Source organism: Streptomyces avermitilis MA-4680 = NBRC 14893 (genome assembly GCF_000009765.2).
Lineage (GTDB): Bacteria > Actinomycetota > Actinomycetes > Streptomycetales > Streptomycetaceae > Streptomyces > Streptomyces avermitilis.
Genome location: NC_003155.5, coordinates 1,315,363 through 1,328,016, shown reverse-complemented (window position 1 = coordinate 1,328,016; position 12,654 = coordinate 1,315,363). Strand labels below are relative to the sequence as shown.

The 12,654-nt window shown below is 69.5% G+C and carries 12 protein-coding genes; 8 read left to right on the top strand and 4 right to left on the bottom strand.

From position 1 onward, the window contains the following. Window positions 1-14 precede the first annotated feature (14 nt). On the bottom strand, window positions 15-908 hold the full coding sequence (locus SAVERM_RS05750) for a Gfo/Idh/MocA family protein (protein WP_010982489.1): 894 nt from the start codon (window positions 906-908) through the stop codon (window positions 15-17). 367 nt (window positions 909-1,275) lie between these two features. On the opposite strand from SAVERM_RS05750, the gene SAVERM_RS05745 reads away from it, so the two are divergent. Both SAVERM_RS05745 and SAVERM_RS05740 read left to right on the top strand, forming a co-directional pair. Next, window positions 1,276-2,133, top strand: coding sequence for an aldo/keto reductase (locus tag SAVERM_RS05745; protein ID WP_010982488.1), 858 nt, complete (start codon window positions 1,276-1,278; stop codon window positions 2,131-2,133). 120 nt (window positions 2,134-2,253) lie between these two features. Beyond that, a complete protein-coding gene (locus tag SAVERM_RS05740; RefSeq protein WP_010982487.1) occupies window positions 2,254-3,072 on the top strand; it encodes an SAM-dependent methyltransferase in 819 nt (272 codons plus the stop codon). Window positions 3,073-3,153: 81 nt separating this feature from the next. Here the strand turns inward: SAVERM_RS05740 and SAVERM_RS05735 are convergent, their stop codons facing one another. Next, window positions 3,154-4,074, bottom strand: coding sequence for a helix-turn-helix domain-containing protein (locus SAVERM_RS05735; RefSeq protein WP_010982486.1), 921 nt, complete (start codon window positions 4,072-4,074; stop codon window positions 3,154-3,156). 160 nt (window positions 4,075-4,234) lie between these two features. Further along, window positions 4,235-4,465: a DUF397 domain-containing protein gene (locus SAVERM_RS05730; protein WP_010982485.1), complete on the bottom strand. Its 231-nt coding sequence runs from the start codon at window positions 4,463-4,465 to the stop codon at window positions 4,235-4,237. A gap of 529 nt (window positions 4,466-4,994) precedes the next feature. On the opposite strand from SAVERM_RS05730, the gene SAVERM_RS05725 reads away from it, so the two are divergent. The 6 genes from SAVERM_RS05725 (at window position 4,995) to SAVERM_RS05700 (ending at window position 11,585) form a co-directional block, all read left to right on the top strand. Continuing rightward, entirely contained in the window at window positions 4,995-5,537 is a 543-nt protein-coding gene (locus SAVERM_RS05725; protein WP_010982484.1) for a hypothetical protein, read from the top strand. Window positions 5,538-5,687: 150 nt separating this feature from the next. Next, the gene (locus tag SAVERM_RS05720; protein ID WP_010982483.1) at window positions 5,688-6,362 is read left to right on the top strand and encodes a DUF2238 domain-containing protein; all 675 of its coding nucleotides are present in this window, start codon (window positions 5,688-5,690) and stop codon (window positions 6,360-6,362) included. Between the two features lie 132 nt (window positions 6,363-6,494). Next, complete coding sequence (locus SAVERM_RS05715; protein WP_037650262.1) at window positions 6,495-7,979, top strand: family 43 glycosylhydrolase; 1,485 nt, start codon at window positions 6,495-6,497, stop codon at window positions 7,977-7,979. An 18-nt stretch (window positions 7,980-7,997) separates the two neighbouring features. Next, window positions 7,998-9,443 carry a family 43 glycosylhydrolase gene (locus SAVERM_RS05710; RefSeq protein WP_010982481.1) on the top strand — a complete coding sequence of 482 codons (1,446 nt, stop codon included), beginning with the start codon at window positions 7,998-8,000 and terminating at the stop codon, window positions 9,441-9,443. 553 nt (window positions 9,444-9,996) lie between these two features. Further along, a complete protein-coding gene (locus SAVERM_RS05705; RefSeq protein ID WP_010982480.1) occupies window positions 9,997-11,277 on the top strand; it encodes an MFS transporter in 1,281 nt (426 codons plus the stop codon). A 125-nt stretch (window positions 11,278-11,402) separates the two neighbouring features. Then, window positions 11,403-11,585 carry an antitoxin gene (locus SAVERM_RS05700; RefSeq protein ID WP_037650267.1) on the top strand — a complete coding sequence of 61 codons (183 nt, stop codon included), beginning with the start codon at window positions 11,403-11,405 and terminating at the stop codon, window positions 11,583-11,585. A 428-nt stretch (window positions 11,586-12,013) separates the two neighbouring features. Here SAVERM_RS05700 and SAVERM_RS05695 read toward each other — a convergent pair whose 3' ends face one another. Further along, window positions 12,014-12,586, bottom strand: coding sequence for a LysR substrate-binding domain-containing protein (locus SAVERM_RS05695; protein ID WP_010982479.1), 573 nt, complete (start codon window positions 12,584-12,586; stop codon window positions 12,014-12,016). Window positions 12,587-12,654 lie beyond the last annotated feature (68 nt).

Here is a 12,654-nt window from a genome sequence, read left to right as displayed (position 1 = left end):
CGGCGCTCATGCCGTCACTGCGCGGGGGAGTCCCCGGCCAAACGCGCTTCGGCCTCGGCGAGTACCTCGCTCACGCGCAGACCGAACGACGCGTCACAGGGGTGCGGACGGCCGGTGCGAGCCGCGGTGCGGAGGGCGTCGATGGCTCGGGCGAAGGCGTCGAGAGCGCTCGTGGAGCTGTTGGGCAGGACCGTCACGCCGGTCTCACCGCGCAACTCGACCAAGGCCCCTGCGGCGGCGGGCGGGGCGGTGAGACTCAGGGTCAGCGTGCTGGTCGCCCCGCCGGCGTGTTCGAGGATCAGATGCGCGGTGTCCCGCGGTCCGCGTGCGGCGGCCGCCACGCGCCTGACGTCGCCGAGCACCGGCAGCAGCACGGACAGGGCGTGCGGGCCGACGTCCCACAGGGCTCCCTTCTCGCGTCGCCAGGGCGACGCGGCGAACGGGCTGTCACTGGTGAACACCGCACCGAGCCACTGCGCCCGTGCGGTGAACCACCCCTTCGCGGCTCCCTGTTCGCTGATCCAGGCCTCCGTCTCGGACTGGAAGCGGGTGGTGAAGAAGACGACGGAGGCAACGCCGGCCCGCTCGGCCGCCTCGACGACGGCCCGGCCGTCGGGGACGGTCGTGGCGATCGGCTTGTCGAGCAGCAGATGGCAGCCCGCCCGCGCCGCGCGCACCGCCAGCTCGGCCTGGACCGCCGGAGGCAGGGCGACGGCCACCGCGTCGACATCGGCGAGCAGGGCGTCGACGTCGTCGTACGCACGGGTGCCGTGCCGGTCGGCCAGCGATGCGGCCGCCTCCGGGCGACGACCCCAGACCCCGACGAACTCCAGGTCGTCGTGCCCCCTCAGCGCGGGGGCGTGGACTGCCTGTGCCCACGGTCCTGTCCCGAGCAGTCCCATACGCATGTCGCGGCCTTTCCTCGGTGGCGGTGCCCTGCGGGCCGGTTCCGTCTGCGGTGCGGGGCACGTGTGCGGTGATCGTTGCACGCGGTCCCACCCACGGCGCAACCATTCCGCGAGGTGACGTGATGCGGGGCGCGGTCCGGTCCGGGGCCCGCCGTCCGGTCCCGGCCCGGATGCCCCGTTTGCCGTCGCGTCGGCCCGCCGTGATCAATCCATTCAGTTCCCCGACTGCTCAATGCGTTCGTTTTCTTCTATTGGACCTGCGCTCGCGGGCCAGCCAGGCTGGTGAGCGTCCGGCACGGCCGCGGCACGCTTCCGGCTGGGCCGGGTGCCCCGTTTCGCGCGAGCGCTGAAGAGAGGTCACGAACTCATGCACACTCGCCGTATCGGTGATGTCGAGGTCAGCGCTGTCGGCCTGGGCGGGATGCCCATGTCGATCGAGGGGCGGCCGGACGAGACACGTTCGCTCGCCACCATCCATGCCGCGCTCGACGCCGGCGTGACACTGATCGACACCGCGGACGCCTATCACCGGGACGCCGACGACGTCGGTCACAACGAAGCCCTGATCGCCAAGGCCCTCGGCTCCCACGACCGTGGTCCGGACGTCCTGGTCGCCACGAAGGGCGGTCATCTGCGTCCTGGCGACGGCAGTTGGACGCTGGACGGCACTCCCCGGCACATCAAGGAGGCCTGCGAGGCCTCGCTCCGCCGCCTCGGCGTCGAGGCCATCGGGCTCTACCAGTTCCACCGTCCCGACCCGGAGGTCCCCTACGCGGAGTCCGTCGGCGCGCTGCGGGATCTGCTGGACGAGGGGAAGATCCGCATGGCCGGGATCTCCAATGCCGACCCGGACCAGATCCGGCAGGCCCACGAGATCCTCGGCGGCAGACTGGTCTCCGTACAGAACCAGTTCTCCCCGGCCTTCCGCTCCAGCGAACCGGAGCTGCGGCTGTGCGACGCGCTCGGCGTCGCGTTCCTGCCCTGGAGTCCCTTCGGCGGCAGCTCCCGGGCCCGTGAACTGGGCTCCGCATACGCTCCGTTCGCGCGGATCGCCGAGGTCCACGGGGTCAGCCCGCAGCGGGTGTGCCTGGCCTGGATGCTCGCCAAGTCGCCGGTCGTCGTGCCGATCCCGGGGGCCAGCCGCCCCGACACCATCCGCGACTCGGCAGCCGCCCCGGACCTCGTACTCACCGTCGAGGAGCTCGCGGAACTGGACGCCGCCTGACCGGACGGGCCCCGCTCATCAGGTCCTTCGTTCTGGGGCTGGCCTCGGCGAGCGTGAACTCCCTAGGATGTAGCCCCTGTTGGGCCAGTCGAGTTGGCGCGGCACGGAGCTGGGGGAACGATGCAGAGCGGTAAGCAACTGTCCACGTCGATCGATGCCACGGTACCGACCGCCGCGCGCATGTACGACCACTACCTGGGCGGCAAGGACAACTACGCGGCCGACCGGGCAGCTTGCGAGGAACTCGACAAGGTCGTCCCCAGCACGCGCCCGCTGGCGGTGAACAACCGGCGGTTCCTGCGGCGGGTCGTCGGGACGCTGGCGGCCGAGTACGGAATCAGGCAGTTCCTCGACCACGGATCCGGGCTGCCCACCCAGGACAACGTCCACCAGGTCGCGCAGCGCGTCGATCCCACCGCGCACGTGGTGTACGTCGACAACGACCCGATGGTTCTGGTGCACGGCCGGGCGCTGCTCGAACAGGACGAGCGCACGGTGGTCATCCAGGCCGACATGCGGGACACGGAGGGGATCTTCTCGCATCCCGACACGAAGCGTCTGATCGACTTCTCGGAGCCGGTTGCCGCGCTCTTCGTGTCGGTCATGCACTGCCTGCCGGACGGTGACACCGACGGTCCGCCCGCGCTGGCCCGGCGCGTGGCCGAACGCCTGGTGCCCGGCAGCTTCATGGTGATGTGTCAGCTGGTCAGCGAAGACGCCCAGATCCGTGACTTCGTCACCGATTTCATGGACCGTACGACGCAGGGGAGCTGGGGCCGTGTGCGTCAGGAGAAGGACGTCGTCGACCTGTTCCAGGGGATGGACATCCTGGAGCCGGGGCTGGTGGACGTGTCCACCTGGCGACCGGACTCCGAGGTGGCGCCTCGTCAGCTCACGCAGGAGTGGATCGAGTTCGGCGGAGTCGGCCGCATTCGGTAGCGCCGCGTTCGGCGGCCCGGCTCGGGCACCGGGCGGCCACCGGCGTCGGGACTCCTGTGTCGCGGCGCCGGCGGGGTTCCGTCACGTATCGGCGTAGCGCTGTTCCAGCGTGGCGCGCATCAGGTTCAGGGACTCGTGCGGGTCGAGAGCCTCGTCGGCCAGCCGGTCGAGGGTCAGCCGGTACTCCTCCGTCTCGTCCCGGTCCTCCAGGAAGTTGGCGCTCTTTATGTGCTCCAGGTAGACGATGTCGGGCAGATCGAGCCCGTCGAAGCGGAGATACGTGACGGGGATGGCCGGCGCCGACGCGTTGGTCACGTCCAGCGGCACGATCTGTACGGTCACCTCGGGACGCCGCGCCATCCCGATGAGGTGCTCGAGCTGCTCGCGCATCACGTCACGGCTGCCCAGGACACGCAGCAGTACCGATTCATCGACGATCGCCCACAGTCGCGGGGCGTCCGCGCGCAGCAGCATCTCCTGGCGGCGCGTGCGGAGTTCGACCCGGCGCTGTACCTCGACGGCCGACGCCGTCGGCAGACCGCGCTGCACCACGGCACGGGTGTAGGCCGGAGTCTGCAGGAGGCCGGGAACGTACTGGATCTCGAAGGTACGGATGGTGGCGGCTGCTTCCTGGAGCCCGACCAGCCGGTCGAACCACTCGGGCATCAACCGCTTGTCGTAGCGCTGCCACCATCCCGGCTCCCCGGCGCGCTGTAGCAGTTTCAGTAGTACCGAAGCCTCGTAGGCGTCGGTCCCGTAGAGTTGCAGCAGCGCGCGGACATCGCCCTCGGTGGGTGGTCGGCGGCCCTTGCCCGCTTCGATCCGAGACAGCTTCGCCGGACTGAACCCCAGGGCTCGTGCCGCCTGCTCCTGGGAGAGGCCGGCGTCGTCACGGCAGCCCGCCAGCTGGACACCGACCAGCATCTTCAAGAGTGTGGGGGCCGGCTCGGCCCGGTCCAGATACGGTTCGAGGCGGGAGACGCGATGTGACTCGGCGGACATCCTGGCTCCCCGCTGACCGGCAGAATTCAGAATTACAGTATCGCATCTCGCTGCCTTCCGCCGAACGCCTCAGTGGAAGTAGGGGAGTTGGCGTCCGCTTCACCGCTGGACGGCCGTGCGGCGGACGGACTCGCCGTGGACGGCCTCGGGGCGGAGGTCCTCACAGCAGATGGTCGAACTCCCCGTCCTTCGCGCCGGCCAGGAAGGCGGCCACTTCGGCCGATGTGTAGACGAGGGCGGGCCCCTCGGGATCGCGGGAGTTGCGCATCGCGATGCCGCCGCCGTCGAGGGCGGCCACCTCGACGCAGTTGCCCTCGGCGTTGCTGTGCCGACTCTTGATCCACCGGGCGGCCAATGAGCTGGCCTGTACTCCGTTCGGCGCTGTTGGCACGGCACTCTCCTTGCTCAGTTCCAGTACGCGGGCTCCGCGCACCCGTGATCGGGCCGCGGTCCACGGCCCCTGCTGCGGCTACCCAACTTTCGTGCAATTTCCCGTGCAATTGCACGAAGGGGCCGTCAGCGTGGATAATAGCTGTGGCGTCAACCCCAGCGCTGATGCCGCACTTTGACGTCGCATCAGGGAGATGTCGTGTCATCACCTGCGCACCCAGCACCCCGCCTGACCAGCAGGGCCGCGCCACGGGCAGGTCGGACCGCACAGGACGGTGCATACGCGCCGCCAGCGCAACGCCAGGCCGCTCCGCGCAACGGGGCGTTCTGCGAGCCTGCCCCGTCGGGCGGCGCGCCCGGCTCCGCCGCGCTGTGGAGCGTGGCGGAGTGCGGCCGGGGCCCGCGGAGCACCGCCGCTCCGGCCGAGGAGCGGGGCCGGCCCCGGTGTTCCCCCGCGGGCAGGACCGTCCGGGTCAGGTTGTCGACATTCCCCTCCAGCTGACATGTCTGCCGCGGAAAGGGCTCACATCATGCGCACCGGTTCGACGGAACAGCTGAGCGCGGAGCGCACAGGCCGTACGCCGTCCGCGGGGGTGGAGAAAGCGACGCCCCTCAAGGCCCTGGGGCGGGTGCCATGGCAGGACATCAAGGACTCCAGCGGCTCTGCGGCGGCCATCCCGCTGCTGCTCAGCAGTGTCGCGTGGGGTGACGCCGCGACCGCCAGGGCCGCTCTCAGCGACTTGCGGGAACGAATCTGCCAGTACGGCTTCGTGGTGGAGCAGGCCACGGCCGCCACGGTGCCCTTCCTCTGGGAGCTCGCACAGCTTCCCCAGGTCAGCTGCCGGGCGCAGATCATCCAGTTGCTCAGGAACATAGCCGACGCCCGGCAGTGGGAGAGCACGGCCGCCCTCTATCCGAAGTTGCTCAACCACCGCGAAAATCCCGTGGTCTGGGAGCGTCAGGCGCGGCAGGCCGTGCGTGCCCGGCGCAGCGTCGTCGAGCAACTGCTCGCCGAGGACGACGCCGAGATCACCCAGGCCACGACGGAACTCGCCCGCGCACTGGGCGCGTGAGTCGCTCACGTCCGTCCGGGAACGGCGCCTCCGGTGAGCAGCTCCATGCCATGAGGGCGGGGTTGGGGGCGGGGCGGATAAGTACGCGTACTCATGTCGGCGGCACGGGCTCCCCTCACGATGGTGGCCACCCACCTCAAGGAGCCCGTCATGCCTGCCGTCACCACCGCCGCAAGCTCCCGCCCCGCTGACCGGCTCGCCGTCGACCGGGTCGTCCGCCGGCGGCTTCCCGTGGCCCTGCTCGCTGTCGTCACCGTCGCTCTCGCCATGTCGGCCTGGCATGCGAAAGACCCCACTACCTGGCTGCTGGAGACCGTGTGGGCGTGGGTGGGTCTGCCGCTGGTCGTGCTGCTGCGCAGGCGGTTCCCGCTCACCAGCCTGCTGTACTGTCTGCTCGCCGCGCACGCCCTGGTCCTCGCGGTGGGCGGCCACTACACCTATGCCGAGGTGCCGGCCGGTGACTGGGTGCGCGACTGGCTGGACCTCTCCCGCAACCCCTACGACCGTTTCGGCCACCTCATGCAGGGCTTCGTGCCCGCCGTCCTGGTACGGGAGATCCTCACCCGCACGTCGCCGCTGCGCGGCAGCCGGTGGCTTGCGCCCCTGACCGTGTGCGCCTGCCTCGCCTTCAGCGCGGTCTTCGAACTCCTGGAGTGGGCCGCGGCCGTTGCGGGAGGGCATGCCGCCGACGCGTTCCTGGCCACCCAGGGCGATGTGTGGGACACCCAGTGGGACATGTTCTGCGCGCTGATCGGAGCCGTCTGCTCACTGCTGCTGCTCAGCCGCGCACACGACCGCCGACTCGCCCGGCTCGACGGCCGCTGACGGTACCGAGGAACCGACGGAAACCAAACGCGGCACATCCATTGACGCTCCTCCTGTCCCACCCCTACCTTCTGGTCGAGGTTGCGCACAGTGTTCGGTATTTCGAACTTACTGTCTCCGGAGGGTACCCACGTGTTCCGCACCCGCCACTGGTTCGTCCTCGGGGCAGCGCTGCTGGCCCTGCTCGCCTCGCTCGTCCCGGCCCAGTCCGTCGCCGCGGCCGGGGGACGGCCGTACACCAACCCCGTCAAGGCGCAGAAGGGCGCCGACCCCTGGCTGGAGTACTACAACGGCAACTACTACCTGGTGACGACCTCGTTCACCAACGAGCTGACCATGCGCAAGTCGCCGACGCTGGCCGGGCTGGCCACGGCTCCCAGCGTCCAGATCTGGTCGGACACCACCTCCGGCCGCAACGCGAACTTCTGGGCTCCGGAGATCCACTTCTTCAACGGCAAGTGGTACCTGTACTACTCGGGGGCGCAGAGCGGAGCCGCCTGCTGCGACACCCAGCGCACCCATGTCCTGGAGAGCGCGGGCGCCGACCCGATGGGCCCGTACACGTACAAGAACAGCCTCACCGGCTCCAACCTCAACCCCGGCGGCTGGCTGATCGACGCCAGCGTGCTCCAGTACAACAGCAAGCTGTACCTGGTGGGCAGCGGCTCCATCAACGGCAGTACGCAGAGCCTGGTCATCGCGCCGATGAGCAACCCGTACACGCTGAGCAGTTCCTCCTTCACCGTCATCTCCAGCCCCACGCTGAGCTGGGAGACGTCCGGCGCCCCGGTCAACGAGGGCCCCGAGCCGCTGTATCACGACGGCAGGACGTTCCTGACGTTCTCCGCCAGCTACTGCCAGACCGCGGACTACAAACTCGGTCAGCTCGAACTGACCGGCGGCGACCCGCTCTCCCCAGCGTCCTGGACCAAGAAGCAGAACCCGGTCTTCCAGCGCGATGACGCGGCCGGGGTCTACGGCCCCGGGCACAACGGGTTCTTCACCTCACCCGACGGCACCGAGAACTGGATCGTCTACCACGCGAACAGCTCCGCGAGCGGCGGCTGTGGAAACGGCCGTACGACACGGGCGCAGAAGTTCACCTGGAACGCCGACGGCACACCGAACTTCGGCACCCCGGTCGCGACCGGCACCACCCTCGCGGGCCCCTCCGGGGAGACCGCGGCAACCCCGACGGCGTACACGATCGTCAACCGCAACAGCGGCAAGTGCCTGGACGTCGAAGGCGGCAACACCGCCGACGGCACCGACATCTTCCAGTGGACGTGCGGCGGCGGCGCCAACCAGAAGTGGCGGATCGAGGACCAGGGCACCGACACCAGCCGGCTGGTCAATGTCGCCACCGGCAAGGTCATGGACACCGCCGACTGCTCCACCGCCGACGGTGCGGACCTCAGACAGTGGTCCTGGCTCAACAACAACTGCCAGAGATTCCGGCTCGTCCACACCGGAAGCGACTACGTGCGGATCACGAACGCGAACAGCGGCAAGGTCGCCGACGTGGCCGACTGCGGCACCGGCGACGGCACCGACGTACGCCAGTGGACCTGGCTCGACAACGCCTGCCAGCAGTGGCAGCTCAAGCCCACCGTCTGACACCGGAGCCCCAGGAATATGAGACGTCTCACCGTCCGCCTGTTCACCGCGGTCCTCGCCGCACTGGCCCTGCTCACCATGGGTACGCCCGCCCACGCGACCGCCCCGGCCTCGCCCTCCGTGACCTTCACCAACCCGCTCGCCGAGAAGCGTGCCGATCCGCACATCTTCAAGCACACCGACGGCTACTACTACTTCACCGCCACCGTGCCGGAGTACGACCGCATCGTGCTGCGCCGGGCCACCACGCTCCAGGGTCTGGCCACCGCCCCCGAGACCACCATCTGGACCAAGCACGCCAGCGGTGTGATGGGCGCCCACATCTGGGCGCCGGAGATCCACTTCATCGACGGCAAGTGGTACGTGTACTTCGCCGCCGGGTCGACCAGCGACGTGTGGGCGATCCGGATGTACGTCCTGGAGAGCGGCGCCGCGAACCCGCTGACCGGCAGCTGGACCGAGAAGGGCCAGATCGCCACGCCGGTGTCCTCCTTCTCGCTCGACGCCACCACCTTCGTCGTGAACGGCGTCCGTCATCTCGCCTGGGCGCAGCGCAATCCCGCCGAGGACAACAACACCAGCCTCTTCATCGCCAAGATGGCCAACCCCTGGACCATCAGCGGCACGCCGACCGAGATCTCCCAGCCCACGCTGTCCTGGGAGACCGTCGGCTACAAGGTCAACGAGGGTCCGGCCGTCATCCAGCACGGCGGCAAGGTCTTCCTGACCTATTCGGCGAGCGCCACCGACGCCAACTACTGCCTGGGCATGCTGAGCGCGTCCGCCTCCGCCGATCTGCTCAACGCCGCCTCCTGGACGAAGAGTTCCCAGCCCGTGTTCAAGACCAGTGAGGCGACCGGCCAGTACGGCCCAGGCCACAACTCCTTCACTGTCTCCGAGGACGGAAAGTCCGACATCCTCGTCTACCACGACCGCAACTACAAGGACATCAGCGGCGACCCGCTCAACGACCCCAACCGCCGCACCCGCCTCCAGAAGGTCTACTGGAACGCCGACGGCACCCCCAACTTCGGTATTCCCGTGGCCGATGGCGTCACCCCGGTCCGCTTCTCCTCGTACAACTACCCGGACCGCTACATCCGCCACTGGGACTTCCGGGCGCGCATCGAGGCGAACGTCACCAACCTCGCCGACTCGCAGTTCCGGGTGGTCACAGGTCTGGCCGGCAGCGGCACGATCTCCCTCGAATCGGCCAACTACCCGGGCTACTACCTCCGCCACAAGAACTACGAGGTATGGGTGGAAAAGAACGACGGCTCATCAGCCTTCAAGAATGACGCGTCCTTCTCTCGGCGGGCGGGCCTGGCCGACTCCGCGGACGGCATCGCTTTCGAGTCGTACAACTATCCCGGCCGCTACCTGCGGCACTACGAGAACCTGCTGCGCATCCAGCCGGTCAGCACCGCCCTCGACCGGCAGGACGCCACGTTCTACGCGGAATAGACCGGTTCCGGGAAGCCAGGGCGTCACTCCTGGCAACTCGTGCGCGAACACATGGCATTTCGGTGGCTTCGGGTCATCCCGCGTCGGCGGTCGGCAGCGCATTCGGTCACAGGCCTATGACGTTGGCGGACTACCCCTTGCGGATGATCCGAAGGCTTCGGCTACCCTGTGGCTGCACTGTGGTTGATGTCTAAACGAGGCATTCGTCAGTGCCCCTTTCCCCGGTTCCGGGCATGCCGCGTCATTTGGTATGCCCGTTTTCCAACTCGCCCTATTCCGAGCGGAGTTCGCGTGACCCGACATCGCGCCACGGCGTGCACGAATCCGCGAGCCTCGGCAGGCTGAACCCGTTCCGCCGGGCACCCGCCGCCGGACGTGAGCCGCCTCCTCATCCGCCTGCCTCCCCCCGGCAGGCCGTCCGTGTACTACCGCTCGTACGCTCACCACCCCGCTCAGACGAACCGAGTCGCACACTGGCGTGCACCGCGTCAGGAATCCCCCACCTTCCAGGCGTCCCCCACATCGCCGCTGAGTGAAAGCCCCTCACCACTCCGTGACCATCCAACTCTACGAGGACCGACCGGCCGGTCGGCATGCGGCCGTCCCCCACGGCAGCCTCCTCCGCCGGGTCTACGCGCCGCGTGCCTTCGACGCGCTCGCCTTCTCCATGTCCACGTACGCCATGCCGCTCCTGGTGCTGGCCACGACCGACTCCGCCCGGCTGACCGGGCTGGCCTTCGCGCTGGAGTGGATCCCGCGAGTGGCGGCCTTCGGCCTGGCCGGTGACCTGGTCGACCGGCGCGGGGCCGCGGTCGTGTTCTTCCTCGCCTCCCTGGCCCGGGCGATCGTGGTGGCGGCGGGGGCCGTTGCGCTGATCATGCTCCAGCGGGGGACGGCGGAGACGGTCGTCGTGATGGCGCTGGCTGCCGGAACCGGAACCCTGACACAGTTCAGCTTCATCGCCAATGAAGCGGTGGGCGCGATCGTCAGCCGCCGTACGGACACCCAGGCGCACAAGGTGCAGGCCGTTCTGATCGGCATCGACCAGACGGCGACGCTCACCGGCCCCGCGCTGGGAGGCGTACTGCTGCTGGCGGGGCCGACCCGCATGCTCGTGGTCCTGGGCGTGCTGTCCTGTCTGGCGGCAGCTCTCGCCCTGCAGACCCCGCCGACCCCACTTCGCGGCTCGGGGCGCCACAACAAGCGGCCGGAAGCAGGTCTCAAGGCGGGCTGGCGCACCTTGCGCTCGCTGCCCGCACTGGGCTGTCTGGTGGCCGGACTGAGCATCTCCAATCTCGCGCTCGGGCTGCTCCAGTCCGCCAGTCCGATCATCGTGGTCGAGCGCTTCGGTCTGTCTCCCGCGGCCGTCGGCACCCTCTGGTCGGCCGCCGCGGCATCCACGCTCCTCGCGGTAGCCGTCTGCCGGTTCGCACTCGGCCGGCTGGGGCTGTGGGGAGTCGGTGCCGTCTGCTCCACCATCGCGTCCGCGGCCTGTCTCGCCCTGGCCCAGGCTCCCACGTACCTCGCCTACGTCGTACTCATGGCACTCTTCATGGCCGGTGACGGTGGCCTGACCGTCGTCCTGCGCACACTCCGGTCGCTTCTCATCCCGGCGGCCGTCTTCGGCAGCACCCTCTCCCTGACCATCCTGCTTCTGCTGCTGCCCTTCCCGGTCGCGGGGATCCTGGTCGCCGTCACACCGCCCTGGGCACTCGGCCACGTGATCGCCGTGTGCGCCGCGCTGCAAGCCGTCGCCCTGGGGATCGTCTTCCTGCGCCTGCGCACGGATCCGGTCCTGCGCGCCTCCGGCAAGCCGGAACAGGCCACGGCCTGACCGACTTGACGGCCCCCGCTCCCGCCGACGTGCCTCACGCAGGCCGCTGCCGCGCTCCTCAAGATGCGCTTCCCGCGTGCAGTGGGGACCCTGGAGACGGGGAGTCAACGGCAAGGAGGACGGTCATGTCTGTCATGGACAAGCTCAAGCATTTGCTCAAGGGCCACGAGGAGCAGACCAACAAGGGCGTCGACAAGGGCGGCGACTACGTCGACGAGAGGACCCAGAGCAAGTACAGCGGCCAGGTGGACACCGGCCAGGAAAGGCTCAAGGACCAGTTCGGCCGGAACGAGCAGGACAACCCCTGACCCGTCACGGCCTCGCGTCGGCCTCGGCGCAACCATCGGCGCATCGCGGCGGAGTGTTCCTGTTCGGCCTCGGCGAAGACCCGGCGGAGTGAGACCGGCCCGGCCGGACAGGAACTTCAGGCGGGCCCCGGCCCCGCCTTCCAGCGCTGTTCGTCGCCGCCGTGGCCCGGGGCGAGGTCGAGGCTCTTGCCGGAGCCCCGGCTGTCCCACGTGCGTCGGGGTTGCGCCGGGGGAGGCGGAAGGGGGGTGCGTCGTCTTTGTCGGCGCACTGCGCCACCGCATACGAGGAGTTGCCGCCCTGTGCGACACGTCGCACGGGGTTTTCCGCGAAGAGGTGTGCTCACCCGGTACCTGGGTGTGTCCGCCGGGCGCCATGGCCGGCCATGCTCCGAGGGGATGGCCGCGCTGCCCGTTTGCTCAACCGGCCGCTACGGGAGGGGAGTTCCGGTCGGTGCCATGAGGTCGGCACACGAGGCTGGTCGCGCCCGTCGGAAACCGGGCCACGGAGTCCACGAGAGCACGCACTGCGGGGGCCATGGACGTTTCCGCGGTCCGCACGGGGCGAGTCTCCTGCTGTGGTGCGGTGCGACACGCACCAGGACGAGGTCCCGGGGGATCAACGGCCGTGACACCTCCGGCAGGATCGAGACGCCGAGACCGGCCTGGGCCATGCTGATGAGCGTCCCGAGGTCCCGTACGCGATGGGCCGGGGTGTACTCCTGCGCGCCGCTTCCGGCCGGCGGGTCGACCACGACGGCGGCGTCCGCGGCCGCGCTCGCGAGCCAGGTCTCCGTCTCCTCGCCGCTGCCTTCGAAGACCCGGACGCGGATGGCCGGCAGATGCTCGGACCAGTGACGCGGCAGTGAGGGCAGCAGGCCCTGGCGGACCGTGGGGTCGGCGGCGAGGCGCACCGTGCCGCCGGTGGTCGCGTCGTGCCGGGTGGCGGCGTCGCAGATCGCGTCCGTCGCCGCGAGGGCCGAGCCGGCGTGGGGGAGGATCACCTCGCCAAGGGCCGTGGTGCGTACGGGAGTCGAGCGGACGACGAGCGGGGCGGCGAGAGTGCGCTCCA

Bases quoted from the DNA above. Each gene is read 5' to 3' on its own strand.
- SAVERM_RS05750 (WP_010982489.1), bottom strand. From the start codon at position 908: ATGCGTATGGGACTGCTCGGGACAGGACCGTGGGCACAGGCAGTCCAC.
- SAVERM_RS05745 (WP_010982488.1), top strand. From the start codon at position 1,276: ATGCACACTCGCCGTATCGGTGATGTCGAGGTCAGCGCTGTCGGCCTG.
- SAVERM_RS05740 (WP_010982487.1), top strand. From the start codon at position 2,254: ATGCAGAGCGGTAAGCAACTGTCCACGTCGATCGATGCCACGGTACCG.
- SAVERM_RS05735 (WP_010982486.1), bottom strand. From the start codon at position 4,074: ATGTCCGCCGAGTCACATCGCGTCTCCCGCCTCGAACCGTATCTGGAC.
- SAVERM_RS05725 (WP_010982484.1), top strand. From the start codon at position 4,995: ATGCGCACCGGTTCGACGGAACAGCTGAGCGCGGAGCGCACAGGCCGT.
- SAVERM_RS05720 (WP_010982483.1), top strand. From the start codon at position 5,688: ATGCCTGCCGTCACCACCGCCGCAAGCTCCCGCCCCGCTGACCGGCTC.
- SAVERM_RS05710 (WP_010982481.1), top strand. From the start codon at position 7,998: ATGAGACGTCTCACCGTCCGCCTGTTCACCGCGGTCCTCGCCGCACTG.
- SAVERM_RS05700 (WP_037650267.1), top strand. From the start codon at position 11,403: ATGTCTGTCATGGACAAGCTCAAGCATTTGCTCAAGGGCCACGAGGAG.